The sequence below is a fragment of the Thermus sp. genome, from assembly GCF_037444525.1.
Taxonomy (GTDB): Bacteria; Deinococcota; Deinococci; order Deinococcales; family Thermaceae; genus Thermus.
Window position 1 is genome coordinate 1 of record NZ_JBBIMD010000036.1, and the last position, 21,863, is coordinate 21,863.

General features: G+C 67.3%; 20 protein-coding genes and 1 pseudogene. 10 read left to right on the forward strand and 11 right to left on the reverse strand.

What is annotated here, in order from left to right; genetic code table 11:
- The first annotated feature begins 330 nt into the window (after positions 1–330).
- Entirely contained in the window at positions 331–900 is a 570-nt protein-coding gene (locus tag WKI94_RS07155) for a thiamine pyrophosphate-dependent enzyme (RefSeq protein ID WP_337845080.1), read from the forward strand.
- Positions 897–1,895: a dihydroorotate dehydrogenase-like protein gene (locus tag WKI94_RS07160; protein ID WP_337845081.1), complete on the forward strand. Its 999-nt coding sequence runs from the start codon at positions 897–899 to the stop codon at positions 1,893–1,895. The genes WKI94_RS07155 and WKI94_RS07160 overlap by 4 nt, the downstream gene beginning before the upstream one ends.
- Here WKI94_RS07160 and WKI94_RS07165 read toward each other — a convergent pair.
- Positions 1,861–2,097 carry a hypothetical protein gene (locus WKI94_RS07165; RefSeq protein ID WP_337845082.1) on the reverse strand — a complete coding sequence of 79 codons (237 nt, stop codon included), beginning with the start codon at positions 2,095–2,097 and terminating at the stop codon, positions 1,861–1,863. The genes WKI94_RS07160 and WKI94_RS07165 overlap by 35 nt on opposite strands.
- A 22-nt stretch (positions 2,098–2,119) precedes the next feature.
- On the opposite strand from WKI94_RS07165, the gene polX reads away from it, so the two are divergent.
- On the forward strand, positions 2,120–3,847 hold the full coding sequence (gene polX / locus WKI94_RS07170; RefSeq protein ID WP_337845083.1) for a DNA polymerase/3'-5' exonuclease PolX: 1,728 nt from the start codon (positions 2,120–2,122) through the stop codon (positions 3,845–3,847).
- Positions 3,848–3,964: 117 nt separating this feature from the next.
- Here the strand turns inward: polX and WKI94_RS07175 are convergent.
- Positions 3,965–4,486: pseudogene (locus WKI94_RS07175) on the reverse strand (uracil-DNA glycosylase); the annotation flags it as partial.
- A 9-nt stretch (positions 4,487–4,495) separates the two neighbouring features.
- Positions 4,496–6,061, reverse strand: coding sequence for an acyl-CoA carboxylase subunit beta (locus WKI94_RS07180; RefSeq protein ID WP_337845084.1), 1,566 nt, complete (start codon positions 6,059–6,061; stop codon positions 4,496–4,498).
- Between the two features lie 65 nt (positions 6,062–6,126).
- Here WKI94_RS07180 and WKI94_RS07185 point away from each other — a divergent pair, with 65 nt between their 5' ends.
- On the forward strand, positions 6,127–6,564 hold the full coding sequence (locus WKI94_RS07185; RefSeq protein WP_337845085.1) for a hypothetical protein: 438 nt from the start codon (positions 6,127–6,129) through the stop codon (positions 6,562–6,564).
- A gap of 40 nt (positions 6,565–6,604) precedes the next feature.
- On the opposite strand, the gene WKI94_RS07190 is transcribed toward WKI94_RS07185, so the two are convergent.
- The 3 genes from WKI94_RS07190 to WKI94_RS07200 are packed head-to-tail and all read right to left on the reverse strand — an operon-like array spanning position 6,605 to position 9,454.
- Positions 6,605–7,546, reverse strand: a complete 942-nt coding sequence (locus WKI94_RS07190; protein WP_337845086.1) for an electron transfer flavoprotein subunit alpha/FixB family protein — start codon at positions 7,544–7,546, stop codon at positions 6,605–6,607.
- A gap of 9 nt (positions 7,547–7,555) precedes the next feature.
- Positions 7,556–8,299 (reverse strand): electron transfer flavoprotein subunit beta/FixA family protein, encoded by a 744-nt coding sequence (locus WKI94_RS07195; RefSeq protein WP_337845087.1) that lies wholly within the window; start codon positions 8,297–8,299, stop codon positions 7,556–7,558.
- A gap of 9 nt (positions 8,300–8,308) precedes the next feature.
- On the reverse strand, positions 8,309–9,454 hold the full coding sequence (locus WKI94_RS07200; protein ID WP_337845088.1) for an acyl-CoA dehydrogenase family protein: 1,146 nt from the start codon (positions 9,452–9,454) through the stop codon (positions 8,309–8,311).
- 100 nt (positions 9,455–9,554) lie between these two features.
- Between WKI94_RS07200 and WKI94_RS07205 the strand changes: the two genes are divergently transcribed.
- From WKI94_RS07205 to WKI94_RS07230, 6 genes are read left to right on the forward strand one after another with little or no spacing between them, the layout of a single operon-like run.
- Complete coding sequence (locus WKI94_RS07205; RefSeq protein ID WP_337845089.1) at positions 9,555–12,449, forward strand: ATP-binding protein; 2,895 nt, start codon at positions 9,555–9,557, stop codon at positions 12,447–12,449.
- Positions 12,427–12,795 (forward strand): response regulator transcription factor, encoded by a 369-nt coding sequence (locus WKI94_RS07210; RefSeq protein ID WP_337845090.1) that lies wholly within the window; start codon positions 12,427–12,429, stop codon positions 12,793–12,795. The genes WKI94_RS07205 and WKI94_RS07210 overlap by 23 nt, the downstream gene beginning before the upstream one ends.
- Positions 12,792–15,224 carry a cation-transporting P-type ATPase gene (locus WKI94_RS07215; protein ID WP_337845091.1) on the forward strand — a complete coding sequence of 811 codons (2,433 nt, stop codon included), beginning with the start codon at positions 12,792–12,794 and terminating at the stop codon, positions 15,222–15,224. The genes WKI94_RS07210 and WKI94_RS07215 overlap by 4 nt, the downstream gene beginning before the upstream one ends.
- The gene (locus WKI94_RS07220; protein ID WP_337845092.1) at positions 15,221–15,670 is read left to right on the forward strand and encodes a CBS domain-containing protein; all 450 of its coding nucleotides are present in this window, start codon (positions 15,221–15,223) and stop codon (positions 15,668–15,670) included. Before WKI94_RS07215 ends, WKI94_RS07220 begins: the two co-directional genes overlap by 4 nt.
- Entirely contained in the window at positions 15,667–15,906 is a 240-nt protein-coding gene (locus tag WKI94_RS07225; protein WP_337845093.1) for a hypothetical protein, read from the forward strand. The genes WKI94_RS07220 and WKI94_RS07225 overlap by 4 nt, the downstream gene beginning before the upstream one ends.
- On the forward strand, positions 15,867–16,100 hold the full coding sequence (locus WKI94_RS07230) for a hypothetical protein (RefSeq protein ID WP_337845094.1): 234 nt from the start codon (positions 15,867–15,869) through the stop codon (positions 16,098–16,100). The genes WKI94_RS07225 and WKI94_RS07230 overlap by 40 nt, the downstream gene beginning before the upstream one ends.
- Here the strand turns inward: WKI94_RS07230 and WKI94_RS07235 are convergent.
- From WKI94_RS07235 to WKI94_RS07255, 5 genes are all read right to left on the reverse strand, one after another.
- Entirely contained in the window at positions 16,085–16,525 is a 441-nt protein-coding gene (locus WKI94_RS07235) for a universal stress protein (protein ID WP_337845095.1), read from the reverse strand. The two genes, WKI94_RS07230 and WKI94_RS07235, sit on opposite strands and share 16 nt — an antisense overlap.
- Before the next feature lie 9 nt (positions 16,526–16,534).
- Positions 16,535–18,283 carry a ribonuclease J gene (locus WKI94_RS07240; protein WP_337845096.1) on the reverse strand — a complete coding sequence of 583 codons (1,749 nt, stop codon included), beginning with the start codon at positions 18,281–18,283 and terminating at the stop codon, positions 16,535–16,537.
- A 51-nt stretch (positions 18,284–18,334) separates the two neighbouring features.
- Positions 18,335–20,479, reverse strand: a complete 2,145-nt coding sequence (gene pnp / locus WKI94_RS07245; RefSeq protein ID WP_337845097.1) for a polyribonucleotide nucleotidyltransferase — start codon at positions 20,477–20,479, stop codon at positions 18,335–18,337.
- A 108-nt stretch (positions 20,480–20,587) separates the two neighbouring features.
- Positions 20,588–20,857, reverse strand: a complete 270-nt coding sequence (gene rpsO, locus WKI94_RS07250; RefSeq protein ID WP_337845098.1) for a 30S ribosomal protein S15 — start codon at positions 20,855–20,857, stop codon at positions 20,588–20,590.
- Between the two features lie 64 nt (positions 20,858–20,921).
- Positions 20,922–21,863: MFS transporter (locus tag WKI94_RS07255; protein WP_337845099.1), on the reverse strand; the 942-nt coding region annotated here is incomplete at its 5' end.

Consider the following 21,863-nt stretch of genomic DNA (forward strand, 5'->3'; position numbering starts at 1 on the left):
CCAACTCCCTCTTTGAGGACAACGCGGAGTTTGGCCTCGGCATGCGCCTGGCCCTGGACAAGAAGGCGGAGTACGCCAGGCGCCTTCTCCCTGAGTTCCGGGAGGTTTTGGGGGCGGAGCTCTTGGAAAGGCTCTTGGCGGAGGTGGGGCCTGAGGCTGTGGAGGAAAGGCGCAAAGATGTGGCCCTCCTAAGGGCGCGCCTCTCCCCCCTGCAAGACCCCAGGGCCCAGGACCTCCTGGCGGTGGCGGAGGCCCTCATCCCCCACACGGTCTGGGTCGTGGGGGGGGGACGGCTGGGCCTACGACATCGGCTATGGGGGGCTGGACCACGTGCTTTCCAGCGGGGCCAAGGTGAAGGTGCTGGTCCTGGACACCGAGGTCTACTCCAACACCGGGGGCCAGGCCTCCAAGGCCACGGGGCTGGGGGCGGTGGCCAAGTTCGCCGCGGGGGGCAAGAAGACACCCAAGAAGGACCTGGCCTTCATGGCCATGAGCTACGGGCACGTCTATGTAGCCCAGGTGGCCATGGGGGCCAACGACGCCCACACGGTGCGGGCCTTCCTCGAGGCCGAAGCCCACCCCGGCCCTGCCCTCATCGTGGCCTACAGCCACTGCATCGCCCACGGAATAGACATGGCCAAGGGCATGGAGCACCAGAAGATGGCGGAGCGCTCCGGCTACTGGCCCCTTTTCCGCTACCTTCCCGGCCAAGGCCTATTCCTGGACTCCAAGCCCCCCACCCTCCCTCTAAGGGACTACCTCTACGCGGAAAACCGCTACCGCCTGGTCCTCCAGACCCACCCCGAGGAGGCGGAGACCCTTTTGGAGGAAGCGGAGTGGGCGGTGCGGGCCCGCTGGGAGCGGCTTGAGCGCATGGCGGTGAAGGAGGTGACCGCGTGAACCTGAAGACCACCTACTTGGGGCTCCCCTTGGAACACCCCTTGGTGGCCTCCGCCTCCCCCTTCACGGAGAAGCTGGACGGCTTCCTGCGTCTGGAGGATGGAGGGGCGAGCGCCATCGTGATGCACTCCCTCTTTGAAGAACAGGTCCTGCACGAGGAGGAGGCCCTGGACCACTACCTCCACTACGGCCACGAGAGCTACGCCGAGGCCCTCTCCTACTTCCCCCGGGCCCACGAGTACCGCCTTTCCCCTGAGCGCCACCTGGACCTCCTTTCCCGGGCCAAGGAACGGGTTTCCGTGCCCATCATCGCCAGCTTGAACGGGGTCAGCCGGGGAGGGTGGGTGGAGTACGCCAGGCTCCTGGAGGAGGCAGGGGCGGATGCCCTGGAGCTCAACCTCTATTACATCCCCACCGACCCCGCCCTTTCCGGGGCTGAGGTGGAGGCCATGTACCTGGACACCATCCGGGCGGTGGTGGCGGAGGTGCGGATCCCCGTGGCCGTGAAGGTGGGGCACGCTTTCACCGCCTTCGCCCACTTCGCCAAGGGGGTGGAGGGCGCGGGAGCTAAGGGCCTTGTGCTTTTCAACCGCTTCTACCAACCGGACATGGATCTGGAGAAGCTGGAGTACGTCCCCACCCTTTCCCTTTCCCGGCCGTACGAGGCCCTTCTCCGCATTCACTGGATCGCTCTCCTCTACGGCCGGGTTGGGCTGGAGCTGGCCCTTACGGGAGGGGTGCACACGGGGCTCGAGGCGGCCAAAGGGATCCTGGCGGGGGCCCAGGTGGTCATGATGACCTCCGCGGTGCTCCAACAGGGCCCCGGCCACTTCCGCACCGTCCTGGGGGAGCTTAAGACCTTCATGGAGGAGAAGGGGTACGAGAGCTTGGAGGAGATGCGGGGCGTCATGAGCTACCAGAAGGTGGCCGAACCCGCGGCCTTAGAACGGGCCAACTACCTCAAGGTTCTGGGCTCGTATCGGCTTCTTCCCTGAGGGCGTATAGCCCCTTCCCTAGGGCTACCACCGGGCTCCTATGCCACCGGGCCAGGGCGGAGAGGCGGATGCGGGCGATCTTCACCGGGTCCTGGACCCCTTTCCAGTGGCCCTTTTCCTTGAGCTTCAGGCCCACCTCCTGGTAGTGGAGGGGGCGGCCTGCTTCCTTCAGGATCTCCACCACCCATTCCCGGAAGGCCACGGGAAAAGTCTATAGTAGGCCTATGCGGAACGAGGAGCTGGCCCAGATCTTTGAGGAGATCGCCCTCATGAGCGAGTTCCTGGGGGATAACCCCTTCCGGGTGCGGGCCTACCTCGAGGCCGCCCGCACCCTCCGCGACCTGGACATTCCCATTGAAACCCTGGCCCAAGGGGGTAAGGAGGCCCTTTTGGAGCTTCCCGGCATCGGCCCCGATCTGGCGGATAAGATCCTGGAGTTCCTGGCCGTGGGGAAGGTGAAAAAGCACCAGGAACTCCTGGCCCAGGTCCCCCGGGGGGTTCTCGAGGTCATGGCCGTGCCCGGGGTGGGGCCCAAAACCGCCCGCCAACTGTACGAGGTCCTGGGGATAGACTCCGTGGAAAAGCTCAAGGAGGCCCTGGAGCGGGGGGATCTCCTCAAGCTCAAAGGCTTTGGGCTCAAGAAGGCGGAGCGCATCCGGGAGGGCCTGGACCTCCTCCAGGCCACGGGGAAAAGGCGCCCCCTGGGGGCAGTTCTCTCCTTTGCCCGGAACCTTTTGCAAGAGATCCGGGCCCTTCCCGGGGTGGAAAGGGCGGAGCTTTGCGGCTCGGCCCGGCGCTACAAGGAGACCGTGGGGGACCTGGACTACCTGGTGGCGAGCACCACCCCAGGAAGGGTGGTGGAGGGCTTCGTGGGCCTCAAGGGGGTGGCCCGGGTCTACGCCAAGGGGGAGGAAAGGGCCACGGTCTTTCTCAAAGACGGCCTCCAGGTGGACCTCAGGGTGGTCCCGCCGGAAAGCTTTGGGGCGGGCCTCCAGTACCTCACGGGGAGCAAGGACCACTCCATCCGCCTAAGGGCCCTGGCCCAGGAGAGGGGCTTGAAACTTTCCGAGTACGGGGTTTTTCGGGGAGAGGAGCGCCTTGCGGGGGCTAGGGAGGAGGAGGTCTACGCCGCCCTTGGCCTCCCCTGGATCCCACCCCCCCTTAGGGAGAACCGGGGGGAGGTGGAGGCCGCTTTAGGGGGCAGGCTTCCCGAACTCCTCTCCCTTAAGGATGTCCGGGGCGACCTCCAGGTCCACTCCACCTATTCCGACGGGAAGAACACCCTGGAAGAGCTTTGGCAGGCGGCCAAGGCCCTGGAGTACGAGTACCTGGCGGTCACGGACCACTCCCCCGCGGTGCGGGTGGCGGGGGGGCCTTCCCCCGAGGAGGCCCTCAAGCGTATTGAGGCCATCCGTCGCTTCAACGAGACCCACGGCCCCCCTTATCTCCTTGCGGGGGCGGAGGTGGACATCCACAAGGACGGGACCCTGGACTACCCGGACTGGGTCTTGAGGGAGCTGGACATCGTCCTCATCTCCATCCACAGCCACTTCAAGCTTCCCAAGGCCGAGCAGACCAAGAGGCTCCTAAAGGCCCTGGAAAACCCCTTCGTCCACGTCCTGGCCCACCCCACGGCCCGCCTCTTGGGCCGCCGGCCGCCGGTGGAGGCGGACTGGGAGGCGGTCTTCGCCAAGGCGAGGGCCCAAGGGGTGGCGGTGGAGATCGACGGGTACTACGACCGCGTGGACCTCCCCGACGACCTGGCCCGGCTGGCCTACGGGATGGGCCTTTGGGTGAGCCTCTCCACCGATGCCCACCAGGTGGACCACCTGCGCTACATGGAGCTTGCCGTGGGCACCGCCCAAAGGGCCTGGATCGGAAAGGAGCGCGTTCTGAACGCCCTTCCTTACGAGAAGCTTGCGGCTTGGCTCAAAGCCCGGCGAGGCGCTTAGCCTCCTCCAGCACCTTAAGGAACATCTCCGGGGTAAGCCGCCCGGTCTGGGTGTTCTGGCGGGAGACGTGGTAGCTGTCCGAAAGGTGCCTTCCCCCGGGGAGGGGGTGGACCCGGCCTGGGCGAAGGGGAAGCGGGCCTTCTTTAGGCCAAAGTGCTCCAAGAGGGCCTCGTGGGCGATGCGGCCCAGGGCCAGGTAGACCCTGACCTCGGGGAGGAGGGCAAGCTCCCTTTCCGTCCAGCGGGCGCAGGCCCGAAGCTCCTCCCGGCTTGGGCGGTTCCCTGGGGGTGCGCAGCGCACCGCGGCGGTGAGGTAGACCCCAAAAAGCCTTAGGTCGTCCCCCGGTTCGCTTTCCGGCTTGCTGGAGAGGCCAGCCCGGAAGAGGAGGGGGTAGAGGAAAGCCCCGGAGGCGTCCCCGGTGAAGGGGCGGCCCGTGCGGTTGGAGCCGTGGGCCCCGGGGGCGAGGCCGAAGAGGAGGACCTTGGCCCTAGGGTCTCCAAACCCCGGCACCGGCCTTCCCCAGTAAGGGAGGTCCCGGTAGGCGGCGCGCTTCTTCCTGGCCACCTCCTCCCGGTGGGCCACAAGCCTCGGGCAGAGGCGGCAGGCGATGAGCGCTTGGTAAAGGGCGTCTAGCTCCATGGGTGGGGGCTAGAGGGGGATGTTGTCGTGCTTCTTGAAGGGCCGCTCCTCCTCCTTCGTCCAGAGCATTTGCAGGTGGCGGAAGAGGACGGCCCGGGTGTGCTCGGGGTGGATGACGTCGTCAATGTAGCCCCGGGCCGCGGCCACGTAGGGGTTGTCAAAGGCCTGGCGGTACTCCTCAATCTTCCGCCTGCGGGTTTCCTCGGGGTTGGGGGAGGACTGGATCTCCTTGCGGAAGACGATGTTGGCCGCCCCCTCGGCCCCCATCACCGCCACCGCGGCCGTGGGCCAGGCCAGGACCACGTCCGCCCCCATGTCCTTGGAGTTCATGGCCAGGTAGGCCCCGCCGTAGGCCTTGCGCACGATGAGGGTGAGCTTGGGCACCGTGGCCTCGGCGTAGGCGAAGAGCATCTTGGCCCCGTGGCGGATGATGCCCCCGTGTTCCTGGGCCACCCCGGGAAGGAAGCCCGTCACGTCCACCAGGGTGAGGATGGGGATGTTGAAGGCGTCCATGGTGCGGATGAAGCGGGCGGCCTTGTCCGAGGCGTGGATGTCCAGGGCCCCGGCCATGAAGCGGGGGTTGTTGGCCACCACCCCCACGGGGTAGCCCCCAAGCCGCCCCAGGCCCACGATGATGTTGCGGGCGAAGCGGGGCTGGATCTCCAGGAACTCCCCATCGTCCAGGAGGGTCCGGATCACCTGGTGCATGTTGTAGGGGCGCTTGGCGTCGGGGTGGACGAGGTCTAGAAGCTCGGGGGTGGGGCGGAAGGGGTCGTCTTTGGGGTCCAGCACGGGGGGCTTTTCCCGGCTGTTCTGGGGGAGGTAGGAGAGGAGCTTCCGGATGAGGGCTAAGACCTCCAGGTCGTCTTTCCCCTCCAGGTGGGCCACCCCGCTTTTTTCCATGTGCACCTCGGCCCCGCCCAGCTCCTCAAAGCCCACCTCCTCCCGGGTCACGCTCTTGATGACCTCGGGGCCGGTGATGAACATGTAGCTGGTCCCCCGGCTCATGAGGATGAAGTCCGTCATGGCGGGGCTGTAGACCGCCCCGCCGGCGCAGGGGCCCAGGATGGCGGAGATCTGGGGCACCACCCCGGAGTAGAGGGCGTTGCGGTAAAAGACCTCCCCGTAGCCTGAAAGGCTATCCACCCCCTCTTGGATGCGGGCCCCCGCGGAGTCGTTCAGGCCGATGATGGGGGCCCCCACCTTGGCCGCCAGGTCCATGAGGCTGGCGATCTTGCGGCCGTGCATCTTGCCCAAGGACCCCCCCAAGACGGTGAAGTCCTGGCTGAAGACGAAGACCTTCCGCCCCCCGATGGTGCCGTAGCCCGTCACCACCCCGTCCGCGGGGGCCTCGAGGCCCGCCATGAGCCCGGTTTCCAGGTGTTCCACGAAGGGCATGAGCTCCACGAAACTCCCGGGGTCCAGAAGGTGCGCTATCCGTTCCCGGGCGGTGAGTTTGCCCTGCTGGTGCTGTTTTTTTATGCGCTCTTCCCCCCCGCCCAAGAGGATTCTCTTCCTCTTTTCCTCCAGTTCTGCCAGGAGTTCGTCCAGGATGAGCCGGGCGTTGTCCGCCATACGGCCTGCATGATACTATGGCAGAACTCCCCGGACCCATACCGGGGAAAGAAAGGAGGTGTCCCATGAAAAAGTGGCTTTTCGGCGTATCACTTGTCCTGCTTCTCCTTTTAGCCTTCGTGGGGTACCGGGGGTACGTGACCCTGGGGCGCCTAGGGGCCCGGGTGGCGGCCCTGGAAACCCGGCTTTCCGCCCAGGAAGAGGCCTTAAAGTCCTTAGGGGAGCGGGTGGGGGCCCTGGAAAGGGAGGTCTTCCAAAAGCCCGCCGAGCCCCTGACCCTACCCCAGGCTCCCGAGGTCCCCGCCCCCCCCGCCTGGCCCTATGTGCTCGGGGCCTTGGTGGTGGTCCTCCTCCTCTACCTCCTCCTCCGCCTGGTCTTGCCCGCGCGCCGGGCCTCTTCCAAGGCGGAGGGGGAAAGCGCCCCGGCTTCCTCCGAGGTCTTGGAGGAAAAGCGCATGGAGGAGGAAGGGGCCCCGCCTAAGCCCGAGGAGGGCAAAAGCTAAGGCCCCTAAGACCTAAGGAAGGGGCGCTTTTAGAGCGCCCCTAGTCCTTTAGCTTCTTCACCGCCTGGATCAGGGCGGGCAGGACCTGGTGCACGTCCCCCACGATGCCGTAGTCCGCGTGCTTGAAGATGGGGGCCTCGGGGTCCTTATTCACCGCCACGATGTACTTGCTCTTGTTCATCCCCGCCAGGTGCTGCACCGCCCCGGAAACCCCTAGGGCGATGTAGAGGCTGGGCTGGACGGTCTTGCCCGTCTGGCCCACCTGCTCCGCGTAGGGGCGCCAGCCCGCGTCCACCACCGCCCGGGTGGCCCCCACCGCGCCCCCCAGGAGGGCGGCGAGCTCCTCTATGGCCTTGAAGGCCTCCGTGCTCCCCATGCCCCGCCCCCCCGTGACCACCACGTCCGCCTCGGTGAGGGAGACCCCCTTCCTTTCCTCCTGGATCCTCTCCAAGACCTCCACCGTTTCCACCGGGGGCAGGGGGAGGGCCTCCACCCGGCCTTCTCCTTTGGGCTCGGCAAGGGGCGTAGTGTTGGGCTTCACGGTGAGGACCACGGGAAGGGCGGCCTTCACCTTTTGGGTCACCCGGTTCAGGTAGGCGTAGCGGGTGGCGTAGACCTCACCCCCCTCGGCCCAGGACTCCAGCGTGTCCTCCAGAAGCCCCGCCCCCAGGGCGAAGGCCACCCGGCCCAGGTAGGTGCGGGACTGGCGGGAGGAGGGGGCAAGGACGGCCCTGGCCCCCTTCTTGGCCGCCTCGAGGACCGCCTTGGCCCAGCGCTCCGCGGTGTAGGGTCCGGCCTCCACGGTGTAGAGGAGGTCCACATACCTCCGGGCCTCCTCGGCAAGCCCCACTAGGTTTTCCCCGATGAGGACCCCCGCCACCTCGCCCCCTAGGGCCTCCTGGAGCCGGTAGGCCCGGGTGAGGGCCTCGAGGCCCCCCTTTCTCAGCCGGTTTCCGTCGTGGTCCAGTACCACCAGGATCATGGCCACCTCCTAGATCACCTTGGCCTCTTCGTGGAGGAGCCGGACGAGCTCCTCCGCCGCGGCCACCGGGTCCTTGCCGTCCAGGATCTTGCCCAGCCTGGCCTTCTCCTGGATGGCCTCTTCCAGGAGGGCCACCTTGGGGTTCACCTGGGCGGCCACCTTACGGATCTCCTTCTTCTTGGCCTTCATGATGCCAGGCAGGGTGGGGTAGCGGGGCTCGTTCAGGCCCTGCTGGGTGGTGAAGACCGCGGGAAGCTTCACCCGCACCCACTCCGCGCCCTCGTCCAGGTCGTGCTCGGCCCGGGCGGTTTCCCCTTCCAGCTCCATGGCGGTGGTCCAGGCCACCACCGGCACCCCTAGGGCCTCCGCCAGGGCACCCCCCAGGGCTTGGCTATCCCAGTCCGCCTGCTGGCCGCCCGTGAGGATGAGGGTGGGGGCTTCCTCCTTGAGCACGGGGGCCAAGGCCTCCGCCACCGCCGCGGGGTCAGCGTAGCCCTCATAGACCACGTGCACCCCCCGGTCCATGCCCATGGCCAGGGCGGTGCGGATGGCCTCCTCCGTGCGCTCGGGGCCGAAGCCCACCACCACCGCCTCCCCCCCGTGCTTCTCCTTTAGGCGCAGGGCCTCTTCCACCGCGTACTCGTCCATCTGGTCCAGGATGAGAGTGGCCCCCGAGAGGTCCACCCGCTCCCCTTGGACCTTGAGCCTGCTCTCCCCGTCGGGAACCTGCCGTATGACCGCGATGAACTTCATCCTGTCCTCCTATTCCGCCAGGAGGTGCCTGGCGATGATGAGCCTTTGGATCTCGTTGGTGCCTTCGTAGATTTGGTTGAGCTTCACGTCCCTAAGGAGCTTTTCCACCGGGTACTCCCGCACGTAGCCATAGCCCCCGTGGATCTGGATGGCCTGGTTGGCGGCCTCAAAGGCCATCTCTGAGGCGTAGGCTTTGGCGATGGCGCTGGCGTGGGCATGGGGCAGGCCCTGGTCGGCAAGCCAGGCGGCGTAGTAGGTGTAGGTCCGGGCGGTCTCTATCCCGATCAGGATGTCCGCCAGCTTGAACTGGATGGCCTGGAAGTCCACAATCTTCCGCCCGAAGGCCTCCCTTTCCTTGGCGTACTTGACCGCCTCGTCCAGGGCGCGCCGGGCCACCCCTACGCTTCCCGCGGCCACGGGGATGCGGGTCTTGTTCAGGGTCTGCATGGCGATCTTGAACCCCTCCCCTTCTTCCCCCAGGCGGTTTTCCACCGGCACCTCTACGTTTTCAAAGACCAGCTCGTAGGTGCCCGAGGCCCGCTGGCCCATCTTCCCGTGGATCTTGTTGGCCTTGAACCCCGGGGTGCCCCGCTCCACCACCAGGGCCACCACCCCCTTGTGCCGGAGCTCGGGGTTCACCGTGGCGAAGACCACCACCCACTCCGCCTCGCCCCCGTTGGAGATCCACATCTTGGTGCCGTTCAGGATGTACCGGTCCCCCTGGCGAATGGCGCGGGTCCTGAGGGCGGCGGCGTCGGAGCCGTTGCCGGGTTCCGATAAGGCGAAGGCGGCCAGGGCGGGCTTTTCCGTGAGGGGTTTGAGGAAGCGCCGCTTCTGCTCCTCCGTGCCGGCGAGGAGCACGGGGGTGATGCCCAGGTCGCTGGCCATGGGGATGGTGTAGATGCCCATGCACCCGTAGGCCAGCTCCTCTCCCACAATGACCTCGTCCAGCATCTTGAGGCCCATCCCCCCGTATTCCTCGGGGATGATGGCGTTCAGGAGGCCCACCTGGTGGAGCTTTTCTATCACCGGCCAGGGCACCTCTTCCCTCTCGTCGTACTCCCGGGCCACGGGGAGGATAACCTCCTTGGCGAAGCGCCGAGCCAGGGCCTGGAGCTGCTTCTGCTCCTCGGTGAGGCTGAAGTCTATGGCCATCCGGAACTCCTTGGGGCCCCCGGGGCGGGCCTCCCTTTGACCAAGTCTAAGATTTTTGCCCCGCCCTTGCAACCCCGGCCCCATGCTACCATGGGGGCAGATGCGGCTTTCTGGAACCCTTTCCGTCCTCGGGCGCTTTCAGCGGGCCCTCCTTAAGGACCTCGAGCCCACCCAGATCCTGCGGAACCTCCTGGAGGTGGCCACGGAGGAGGGGGTAGAGCGGGCCGCCCTTTTCCTCTACCACCCCGAGACGCGGGAGCTGGTGGGGGAGGTGGCTTCGGGCCGAGGGCGGCACTACACCGTCTCCGCCATCGCCCTGCCCCTCTACAGCCGGGGGGAGGTCCAGGAGGCCTTCTTTGCCGCGGGGCCGGTGAGGCGGGGAGAGGAGTGGCTTCTGCCCGTGGTGGGGGAGGAAGCGGACCCCTGCTGGGCCGACCCCGAGGCCCGTTGCACCCACCGCCCCCGCTCAAGCCGGGAAAGCCGCCCCCTCATCTGCCCCTCCTGCCCCCGCTTCGCCGCCAGGGGGGTTTTGAGCCTGGAAGGGGTGCCCGAGGCCCTTAGGCCCATCCTTCCCCTCCTGGCCCAGCTCACCGCCTTGGCCCTGAAAAACGCCCACCTCCTGAAGGAGCGGGACGTGGCCCTAACGCGCCTCGCCCGCCAGGCGGAGGCCCTGGCCCACGTCACCGCTCTTTCCCGGGAGATCGCCCGCCCCTTGGAGCCCGACGCCGTCTTGGAGACCCTAGCCCGGGCCCTCAAAGAGCGGTTTGGGTTCTACCGGGTCATGGTGGCCCTGGTGCGGGACGGGGTGCTCCAGGGCCACCTCACCCTGAAGGGGGAGGCCCTCTACTGGACGGAAGGAAGGAGCCGCATCCGCTTTAGCCTCGCCTCCTCCCCCGACCCCCTGGCCCGGGCGGTGCGGGAGGGCAAAACCCTCCTCTTTTCCCGGGAAGAGCTCCCCGAGCCCTTGAGGGGGGAGATGGGGGAGAGGGTGGCCTTCGTGCCCATCCTGGCGGAGGAGGGCCCCTTGGGGGCTTTGGCCGTGGACCACGGACCTGGGGGGCGGGCGGTGGCCGAGGAGGAGGTGCGCTACCTGGAGCTCTTGGCCGGGGTGGCGGGGGTGGCCCTGAAGAACGCCATCCTTTATCGGGAGAAAACCGCGCTCTCCCTGGCCCTGGCCTCGGAGCGGCGGCGGCTTTCGGAAGTCCTGGAGGAGCTTCCCGATGGGGTGGTGGTCCTCTTTGGGGAGCGGGGCTTCGCCAACGCCCGGGCCCGGGAGGCCCTGGGGGTGGCCCCGGAGGTTACCCTGGGGGAGCTGCCCCTGGCCCTGGGCCCAGCCCTCTCGGGGGGGCGAGTGGAACTGGAGCTCCATGGGCGGGCCTACAGCGTCCGGGGGCGTAGGCTTTCGGGGTTTGCCGTCCTTGTGCTCCACGACATCAGCGAGCGGGCCCGCATGGAAAGGGCCCTAAGGGACCAGGTGGCCTTCACCCAGGCCCTAGTGGACCTGGCCCAGGCCGCCCTGGCAGAGGGCCGCCTCGAGGCCCTGGCGGCGCGGATCGCCGAGCGGCTTCGGGGCCTCTTTGGCGCGGAGGAGGCTTTTTTGGTGGCGGAGGAGGGAGGGGTGTTGCGCCCCCTTTACGCCACCTGCTCCCTGCCGGAGGAGGGCCTTCCCCGGCCCAACCTCCTGGAGCGGGCGGTGGAAGAGGGGCGGCCCCTAGGGGTGGAAGCCCTGCGCCGGGAGGAGTGCCTGCTGGCGGAGGCCTTGGGCCTTAGGTCGGCCCTGGTCATCCCCTTCCGGGCGGGAGGGTTTAGGGGCGGCCTCCTTTTGGGCTACAGGCGGCCCTGGCGTTTTGGCAAGGCCCTGGACCGTCTTGGCCAGCTCTCCACCCTTTTGGCCCTGGTCCTGGAGAAAGCCCGCTTCCTGGAGCGCCTCGAGGCCGAGGAGGTGCGCCTGAGGGCCCTTTTGGAAAACGCCCAGGACGTGGTCTACGTTCTGGATGGGGAAGGGTACATCCGCTTCGTGAGCGAGAGCGTTTGCCCCGTCCTGGGCTATGACCCCGAGGGGTACAAGAAAGCCCCCCTGAACGCCCTGGACTTCGTCCACCCCGAGGACCGCCCCCTGGCGGAGGCCCTCTTCCGGGAGCTCCTTGCCCGGGAAGGGGAGGTGCGGGTGGCGGAGTTCCGCGTCCTCCACACCTCGGGGGAGGCCATTCCGGTGGCCGCCTTTGGCCGGAACCTCCTCCACGACCCCCGCGTGGGGGGCGTGGTGGTCACCTTGCGGGACCTGAGGCCCCACCTGGAGGCGGAGCGGCTTAAGGGGGAGTTCATCGCCGCGGTGAGCCACGAGCTCAGGACCCCCCTGGCGGTGATCATGGGGCTGGCGGAGCTTCTCCGGGAAGAGGGCCTTTCCCCTTCCGCGGAGGAATCCATAGAGCTCATCCTGGAAAGCGCCTTCCGCCTCAAGACCATGGTGGATAACCTCCTGGACACCAGCCGCCTCGAGGCCGGCCGCTTTGAGGTGAACCGGAGGCCCGTGGCCCTGGCGCCCTTCCTTAGGGACCTGGCCCGGAGCTTCTCCGGGGTGGCGCGGCTCTCTGGGGTGCGTTTCCAGGTGGAAGTGGAGGAGCTTCCCCTCCTTCTTGCCGACCCTGACCGGATCGTCCAGGTGGTGGGGAACCTCCTCAACAACGCCTTCAAGTTCACTCCCCATGGGGGGGAGGTGCGGCTTTCCGCCTGGGCTAGGGAGGGGGAGGTGGTCCTGGAGGTGGCGGACACCGGCCCCGGCATCCCCAAGGAGGACCTCCCCCGCCTCTTCCAGCGTTACGCCCGGGCCAAGAACGCGGAAAGGCGGGGGGTTTCCGGCACGGGCCTCGGCCTTTTCATCTCCAAGCACATCGTGGAGGCCCATGGCGGGCGGATAGAGGTGGAGACGGAGGAGGGGAAGGGCGCCACTTTCCGGGTTATCCTACCCCTATATGGCCCGGATTCTCCTCATTGAGGACGAGCCCCTGGTGGCCCACACCCTGCGCCGCCACCTAGAGCGGGCGGGGCACGAGGTGGTCTGGGCCCCCTCGGGGGAAAGGGGGCTGGCCCTTTTGGGAGAGGGCTTCCAGCTGGTGGTCTGCGACCTGGTCATGCCTGGGCTTTCCGGTCTGGAGGTCATTCGCAGGATCCGGGAAGGGAAGGGCCCCCCGGTCCTTGCCCTTTCCGCCAGCGTTTCCGCTCAAAGCCGGGAGGAGGCCCTCAAGGCCGGGGCCCGGGCTTTCCTGGGCAAGCCCTTTGAAGCCCAGGGGCTTTTGGCTCTTGTGGAAAACCTCCTTAAAGGAGCAGAATCTCCCCCATGAGGGGGCTTTCCCAGGAAGAGGCCCAGCGTCGCCTCCGGGAGGTGGGCCCCAACGCCCTGCCTGAGCCGCCGCCCGAACCCCTTTGGCGCAAGTTCCTGCGTCAGTTTCAAAGCCCTCTGATCTACATCCTTCTCTTTGCCCTCTTCCTGGAGGGGGGGCTTTGGCTTTGGGAGGGGCAGGTGGGGGTGCCTTTGGAGGCCTTGGCCATCCTGGCCATCCTCCTCCTGAACGCCCTTCTTGGGGTCTGGCAGGAAAAGCGCTCCGAGGAGGCCCTCTTCCGCCTCAAGGCTTTAGCCCAGCCCACGGCCTGGGTGCTTCGGGACGGCATCTTTCGCCGCTTGCCCGCCTGGGCCATCGTCCCGGGGGATGTGGTGCGCCTCGAGGCGGGGGACCGGGTGCCTGCAGACGGCCGCCTCCTCGAGGCCCAGGGGGCCCTGGTGGACGAAAGCCTCCTCACGGGGGAAAGCGTGCCCGTGGAGAAGGGGGTGGGGGAGGAGGTCCTGGCCGGGACCCTCCTGGTCCGGGGCCGGGCGCTTTTGCAGGTCACCCGCACCGGCCCGAGGAGCGCCATGGGCCGCATCGCGGGCCTCCTTTCGGAAATGGAAGAGGAGAAGACCCCCCTGGAAAGGCGCCTTCAGGCCTTCGGCCACCGGGTGGCCCGTGCGGTCCTTTTCCTGGCCCTCTTCCTCGTCCTCCTAGGGGTTTTGGTGGAGGGCTTTTCCCTGAAGATCCTTCTCTTCGCCGTGGCCCTGGCGGTGGCCGCGGTGCCCGAGGGCCTGCCCGCGGTCCTGGCCGTGGCCCTGGCCCTGGGGGTGGAGCGCATGGCCCAGAGGAAGGCGGTGGTGCGCCGCCTCTCCGCGGTGGAGGCCCTGGGGAGCGTGACCCTCATCGCCACCGACAAGACGGGCACCCTCACGGAAAACCACATGGAGGTCCAGGGGGTGCACTTTCCCGAGGGCTTCCCTAGGCCCCAGGAGGAGTTGGTCCTTCTGGCCATGGTCCTGCCCAACGACGCCGACCTGGCCACGGGGGCCGGGGACCCCTTGGAACTCGGCCTTCTCCGCTACGCGGCCAGGAAGGTGGACATCCAGGCGCTCCGGGCGGCCCACCCCCGTCTTTCCGAGCGCCCCTTTGACAGCGCTTGGAAGTACATGCGCGTGACCACCCCCAAGGGGAGCTTCCTCAAGGGGGCCCCCGAGGCCTTGATCCCCTGTCTGGCCTTGGACGAGGAGGCCAAGGCCTGGCTTTTCCAAGAAGCCGAGGCCCTGGCGGGGAAGGGCTACCGCCTTTTGGCCCTGGCCTATGGGGAAGGGGAGCGGGAGGAGGGCCTCTCCTTTTTGGGCTTCGTCCTCTTCCTGGACCCGCCCCGGCCCGAGGTGCCGGAGGCCGTGCGCCGGGTGCGGGAGGCGGGGGTGCGGGTGGTGATGGTCACCGGGGACCACCCGGCCACCGCCTTGGCCATCGCCCGTAAGGTGGGTCTTCCTGTCCACCGGGTAGCCACGGGAGAGGAGATCGCCCGCCTAGGCCCCGAAGAGGTCCTCCAGGTGGACGTCTTTGCCCGCGTAACTCCCGAGGACAAGCTCCGCATCGTGGAGGCCTACCAGAAGGTTGGGCACGTGGTGGCCATGACCGGGGACGGGGTGAACGATGCCCCCGCCCTTAAGCGGGCGGATGTGGGGGTGGCCATGGGGCAAAGGGGCTCCGACGTTTCCCGGGAAGTGGCGGACCTGGTCCTCTTGGACGACAACTTCGCCACCATCGTGGCCGCCATAGAGGAGGGGCGGAACATCTTTGAGAACATCCAGAAGTTCCTGCGCTTCCTCTTTTCCACCAACCTCTCGGAGATCCTGGTGGTGGCCGCGGGCATGGTTTTCGCTGCGCTGCTCGGCCTGCGGGATTCCGGGGGCCACCTCCTTCTTCCCCTCACCGCGGTGCAGATCCTCTGGATCAACCTGGTCACGGATGGTCTTCCCGCCTTGGCCCTGGCCCCGGACCGCAACCCCGGGGTCCTCCTCCGCCCCCCCAGGCCCAAGGAGGCCCCCCTTTTGGACCCCGTGAGCCTGCGCTTCATCCTCCTCACGGGGAGCTTGAAGGCCCTGGTGGCCCTGGGGCTCCTCGCCCTCCTTCCCCCCTTCTTGGGCCTCGAGGGGGCCCGGGGGGTGGCTTTCCACTACATGGCCATCGGCCAACTCTTCTTCGCCTTCCCCGCCCGGCACACCCACCTCCACCCCTTGCCCAACCCCTGGCTTTACGGGGCGGTAGGCCTGGGGGTGCTTCTCCAGCTTGCAGCCGGGTTTTTCCTGCCCGGGACTCTTGAAGCCCCCCTTCTTCCCCCCTGGACCTTCTGGGTGGTCCTCCTGGCGGCCCTATTCACCTGGCTTTTGGCCGAGGGGGTGGGTTGGGTACTCTGGCGGAAGGAGGCGGCATGAAGGCCAAAGACGCCATGACCAGTCCGGCCGTTGCGGTTCCCTTGGGCACCAGCCTGAGGGAGGCGGCGGAGATTATGCTGCAAAAGCGGATCGGGAGCCTTTTGGTGGTGGACGGGGAGGGGAGGGTGATAGGCATCGTTACCGAAAGCGATTTCCTTAAGGAGAAGGCCATCCCCTTCTCCACCTTCCGTGCCCCCCTCCTCCTGGGGCGGTTTTTGGGAAAAGACAGCGTGGAAAAGCTCTTGGCGGAAGCCCACACGGTCCGGGTGGAGGAGATCATGACCAGCCCCGTCCACACGGTGACCCCGGAAACCCCCTTGGGGGAGGCCCTGCGGCTCATGCTGGACTACGATATCAACCACGTGCCCGTGGTGGACGGGGAGGGAAGGCCCTTGGGCATCCTCACCCGCTTTGACCTCCTGCGCTTTCTCAAAGACCGGCTGTGACCCTCCTCCTTTTCCTTGGGGTGGCCCTCCTGGTGGTGATGGCGGGGGTGCGGGTGGCTTATTACGGGGACGTCCTGGCGGAGAGGCTGGGCCTGGGCCGGGCCTGGATGGGGCTCATATTGGTGGCGGCCACCACCAGCCTGCCCGAGGTGGTGGTGACCCTGGCGGCCGCCCGCCTGGGGCCTTTGACCTTGCGGTGGGCAACCTGGTGGGGAGCAACCTCTTTAACGCTCTGATCCTGGGTCTGGACAACCTCTTCTACCCAGGCCTCCTCTTTGCCGAGGCCCACGGGAGCCATCTGGCCGCGATTTTCACCGCCTTGGCCATGTACGCGGTGGTCCTCATCGGGGCCAGCTACCAGGCCGCCCGCAAGCTGGCCCTCCTCTCCTGGGACACCCTCCTCCTCCTGGGGCTTTACGCCCTGCGGTAGGGCACCACCAGGACGGGTTTAGGGCTTTTGCGCACCACCTCGAGGGTCACGCTTCCCAAAAGGAGCCGGTCCAGCCCTGTGCGGCCATGGGTGGCCATGACGATGAGGTCGTGTTTTTCCGCAAGGCCCAGGATGACCTCTGCGGGGCGGCCTTCCAGAAGGTGGGCGCTGAACTCCACCCCCCGCTCCTGGGCCAGCCGAGTGGCCCGGTCCAGGGCCTTGAGCCCCTCTTGGCGTAGGTCTTCCATGAGCCGATCGTAGTAGGGCACGGTTTCCCGCCCCAGGAGGAGGCTTGGCCTTAAGGGCTCCAGCACGTAGACCAGGCTCACCCGGGCCCGGAGGGCTTGGGCCAGGGCCAGGCCCTCCTGAAGACCCCTTTCCGCGGCCTCGGAGCCGTCTAGGGGCAGGAGGAGGGTGCGGTACACCTCGGCCTCCTAGAGGGCGGTCTGGACCTCCCCCATGGCCACCCCCTCTAGCACCACGGTGAGGACCAAGGGATCCCGCCCCGTGGCCTTTTTCAGGAGCTTCTTCACGGGGTAGGTGATGTCGTCCCGGATGCGCTCCAGGGGCCTCTTTTCCCGGAAGCCCCGGTGGAGGGCCTCGAGGGCCACCTTCTTCACCTCGCCCAAGACCTTCTCCCCGGCCTTCACGAACCCCCGGGAGACCACCTCCACCGTGGGGCTAGGGGAGAGGAGGCCGGTGATGAACACCATGCCCTCCTCGGCCATGTGCCGCCGGTCGGCCAGGATCTCCTCCGTGATGTCCCCCACGCCGAGCCCGTCCACATAGAGGACCCCGGAGGGCACCGTCCCCACCTTCTCAAAGCTCTCTCGGGTGAGGCGGTAGACCGCCCCGTTTTCCCCGATGAGGGTCTTTTCCGGGGGGCGGCTCATCCCCTCCGCCAGCCACTTGAAGTTGGTCTGGTGGCGCACCTCCCCGTGCCAGGGGAGGAAGAAGCGGGGAGTAGTGAGGTTCAGGATGAGCTTCAGCTCCTCCTGGGAGGCGTGGCCCGAGGCGTGGACCTTGTAGGTGGGGGGGTAGAGGACGTAGGCCCCTAGGGCGTAGAGGCGGTTGATGACCCGGTTCACCGCCTCCTCGTTGCCGGGGATGGGGCTAGAGGAGAGGATCACCGTGTCCCCGGGCTTGATGGCCATCTTGGCGTGGCCCTCAAAGGCCAGGCGGTGGAGGACGGACATGGGCTGGCCTTGGCTCCCGGTGGCCAGGATGAGGACCTGGTGGTCGGGGAGGTCCTTCACCTCCTCCAGGGTGTAGAGCCGGTCCTTCACCTGGAGGTAGCCGAGCTGCATGGCGATGCGGCTGAACTTGAGCATGCTCCGTCCCTCCATGGCCACCTTGCGCCCGTACTTCTCCGCCGCCCAGATCACCGCCTGGATGCGGTGGATGTGGCTGGCGAAGGTGGTGACAAAAACCCGGCCCGGGGCCCGGCCGATGACCCGGTCCAGCTCCTTGGCGATCTCCATCTCGCTTGGAGTGTAGCCCGGGCGCTCGGCGTTGGTGGAGTCGGCGATGAGGAGCAAAACCCCTTCCGCCCCTGCCTGGGCCACCTTGGCCAGGTGGGAAACCTTCCCGTCAATGGGGGTGGCGTCCAGCTTAAAGTCCCCCGTGTGAACGATGGTGCCGATGGGGGTGCGGATCACAAGCCCCGAGTTGTCCGGGATGGAGTGGGTCATGCGGAAAAGGTCCAGGGTGAAGTAGCGGCCCACCTGGATGCGGTCGTCGGGGGAGACCTCTTTGAGGTTAAAGCTTCCGGGCCTAAGCCCTGCCTCCTCCAGCTTGCCCTTTAGGAGCCCCAGGGTGAGCCTGGCCCCGTAGATGGGGACCTCCGACCCCTTGCCGAAGACCATGGGCAGGATGTAGGGTAGCCCCCCGATGTGGTCTTCATGGCCGTGGGTGAGCACCCAGGCCTTGATGAGGTGGCGGTTTTGGACCAGGTAGTCCACCCGGGGGATGAGGAGGTCCACCCCAGGCATCCCCTCCTCGGGAAAGGCCAACCCCCCGTCCAGGACGAAGATCTCATCCCGGTAGCGGAAGGCGGTGATGTTCTTGCCGATCTCTCCCATCCCCCCTAAGGGGATGATCTCCACGGCATCCTGTGGGCTTGGGGCTGGGGACTCTCCCGGCTTGCGCCGTTTTCTCCTGCGCGGTTTCCGTTCTTTTTCCATAAACCTCCTTTTTTACGGGCCCGAGGGCCCGTGGACCTCTTGGGGTAGGGCTTAGTGGCGCCGCCTGGGGGGGATCTTACCCTCCAGCTCGGGCCGGATCAGGTCAATCTTCCCCCGCTCGTCAATGCGGTGTACCTTGACCTTGATCACGTCCCCCACCTTCAGGTGGTCCTCCACCCGCTCCACTCGGCCTGGGGCCATCTGGCTGATGTGGAGGAGGCCTTCCGTGCCGGGGAAAAGGCTAACGAAGGCCCCGAAGGGGGTGATCTTGGTCACGGTGCCCTCGTAGATCTCCCCTACCCTGGCCTCGCGGGTGAGGGCCTCAATCTGGGCCTTGGCCTTCTCCGCTGCGGCCATGTCGCTGGAGTAGATGCGGACCGTTCCGTCCTCCTCGATGTCCACTTCCACCCCAAGCTCCTCCAGGGCGCGCACGGTCTTGCCCCCAGGGCCGATGACCAGGCCGATCTTCTCCACCGGCACCTTGAGGGTGAGGATCCGGGGGGCAAAGGGCTTGAGCCCGGGCCGGGGGGCGGGGAGGATCTGTTCCATGAGGTCCAGGATCTTAAGCCGGGCCTCCCTGGCCTGCAGGAGGGCTTCCTTCAGGACCTCCCGGGGGAGGCCCCCCACCTTGTTGTCCATCTGCAGGGCGGTGATGCCCTCCCGGGTGCCCGCCACCTTGAAGTCCATGTCCCCTAGGGCATCCTCGAGGCCCAGGATGTCCGTGAGGATCACCGCCCGCTCGCCCTCCCACACCAGCCCCATGGCCACCCCGGCCACCGGGCGGCGGATGGGCACCCCGGCGTCCATGAGGGCCAGGCACCCCGCGCAGACCGTGGCCATGGAGCTGGAGCCGTTGGACTCCAGCACGTCCCCCACCACCCGGATGGTGTAGGGAAAGTCCTCCTCTTTGGGCAAAACCGCTCTCAGGGCCCGCTTGGCCAGGTTGCCGTGGCCCACCTCCCGCCTCGAGACCCCCCTGAGGCGCTTCACCTCCCCGGTGGAGAAAGGGGGGAAGTTGTAGTGGACCAGGAAGGGGTCGGTCTCGTCAATGCCCAGGTCGTCAATGATCTGCTCGTCCCGGCCCGTGCCCAGGGTGACCGTGCCCAGGACCTGGGTCTCCCCCCGGGTGAAGACCGCGGAACCGTGGGCCCGGGGCAGGACGTCCACCTCGATCCAGATGGGCCTTAAGTCCTTAGGCCTCCGGCCGTCCGCCCGCCGGCCCTCTTCCAGCACCAGCCGCCTCAGCTCCTTGCGGACGATCTCCTCAAAGGCGCTCTCGTAAAGGGGTTTCTTCTCCTCCAGGGGCGTGCCGTCTTCTCCTCTAGGCAGGGCCTCTTGGATGAGGGCCTCCTGGAAGGCCTCCAGGGCCCGGCTGCGCTCCCCCTTGCTCGCGGTCTGGAGCACGGCGGAAAGCCCCCGCTCCAGGGCCAGGCGGTAGAGGGCTTCCTTTTCTTCCTCGGGGAGGGTTTCCGGCGGGGTCCAAGCCATCTTGGGCTTGCCTAGGGCCTTCGCCATGGCCTCCTGCAGGTCCAGGATGGGCCCCATGGCCCGGTGGGCGAACTCCAGGGCTTGGACCATGGTCTCCTCGTCCACCTCCCCTGCCCCCGCCTCCACCATGAGGATGGCCTCCCGGCTCCCCGCCACCACCAGGTCCAGGGCGCTTTCCTCCAGTTCCTGCAGGGTGGGGTTTAAGACGAAGCTTCCCCCGATGAGCCCCACCCGCACCGCGGCGATGGGGCCCTGCCAGGGGATGTCCGAGAGCATGAGGGCTGCGCTGGCCGCGATGGGGCCCAGGATGTCCGGGGGGTTTTTCTGGTCTGCGGAAAGCACCGTAACGATGACCTGGACCTCGTGGCGGAAGCCCTTGGGGAAGAGGGGGCGGATGGGCCGGTCCGTCATCCGGGCGGAGAGGATGGCCTTCTCCCCAGGGCGCCCTTCCCGGCGCATGAAGCTTCCCGGGATCTTGCCCACGGCGTAGTGCCGTTCCTCAAACTCCACGGTAAGGGGGAGGAAGTCCGCTTCTATGGGTTCCTCGGAGGCCTGGGCCGTGGCCAGGACCACGGTGTCCGCGTAGCGGACCAGGACCGATCCCGAGGCCTGCTTGGCGTACTTCCCGGTTTCCAGCACCAGAAGCCGGCCGCCCACCTCCGTCTGAAACCGGTGGGCTTGAGGGGTATTGGGGGTTGCTTCAGGCATAGCCGTTGTCCTTGAAGGGTCCTCCCAGGGCCTCGAGGCTCCAGGGGACCCATTTTGAGGGAAAAGCGGGACCGGTCTTCCGGCCCCGCCCCCGACCTAAGGTTTAGTTTACCCCCGGATCCCCAACTTCTCAACCAGGGCCTGGTAGCGCTCGGGGTCTTCCCGCCGCAGATAGCGGAGGAGCCGCTTCCGCTTTCCCACCAGCATGAGAAGCCCCCGGTGGGAGTGGTGGTCGTGCTTGTGGGCCATGAGGTGCTCGGAAAGCCGGTTGATCCTTAGGGTGAGAAGGGCGATCTGGACCTCAGGGCTCCCCGTGTCCCCGGGGAAGCGGGCAAAGGCCTCAATGGTCTTCTGCTTTTCCTCTTTGCTGATGGGCATTTTTCCCTCCGTCAGGGGGGAAGGCGCCATGAGCCCCTTCCTCCTCAAAGGCCCTTTCGGGGCCTCACTTAGGATAGGGGGCCTTCCCTTTCCCGTCAACCAGGAAGAGGAGAAGGGCCAGGAGGGCTAACCCCGCCCCCGTCCCAAAGGCCACCCGGGCCCCAAAGGCCTGCCATAGGAGGCCGAAAAGGAGGCTTGCGGGCAGGAGAAGGAGCCCGGTGAGGGTGTGGTAAAGGCCCATGGCGCTGGCCTTTTCCTCCGGGGGCACCAGGGTGGCCAGGTAGGCCCGGCTCGCCCCCTCAAACAGGGCGGAGTAGAGGGCGTAAAGGAGGAGGAAGGCTACCCCCACGGGGGCGGTTTCCGCCCAGGCGAAGCCCAGGTAGACCAGGGCGTAAAGGGCATAGCCCAGGGCCACCGCGCGCTGAAGGCCCAGCCGGTCCGCCAGGCTCCCGAAGGGGTAGGCCAGGAGAGTGTAGCCCAGGTTATACAGGGTGTAGGCCAGGGTCACCTCCTCCTCGCCAAGCCCCAGGCCCTTTAGACGCAGGAGCAAAAAGGCGTTGGAAGAGAGAGCCAGGGTGAAGAGGGCCGACACCAGGAGGAAGCGCCGATACCCTCTGCTCATGCGCCAGAGGCGCAAAGGGGGGAGGACCCCAGGGGCCTTGGGCGTTTCCCGGAGGGCCAAAAGGAGGAGGGCGGCCAGCAGGGCGGGGAGGGCCGAGGCCCAGAACACCCCCCTCAGGCCCAGGTGGGGGAGGAGGAGGAAGGCGAGAAGGGGCCCCAGGGTGGCCCCCAGGGTGTCCAGGCCCCGATGGAGGCCATAGGCCCGGCCCAAGGCTTCCTGGGGAACGGTTTCCGCGATGAGGGCATCCCGGGGTGCGGTGCGCAGGCCCTTGCCCATCCGGTCCAGGAAGCGGTAGAGGAGGACGTGGCCTGGAAGGGTGGCCAGGGCGAGAAGGGGCCGGAAAAGGGCGGGGAGGCCGTAGCCCAAAAGGAGTAAGGGGCGCCT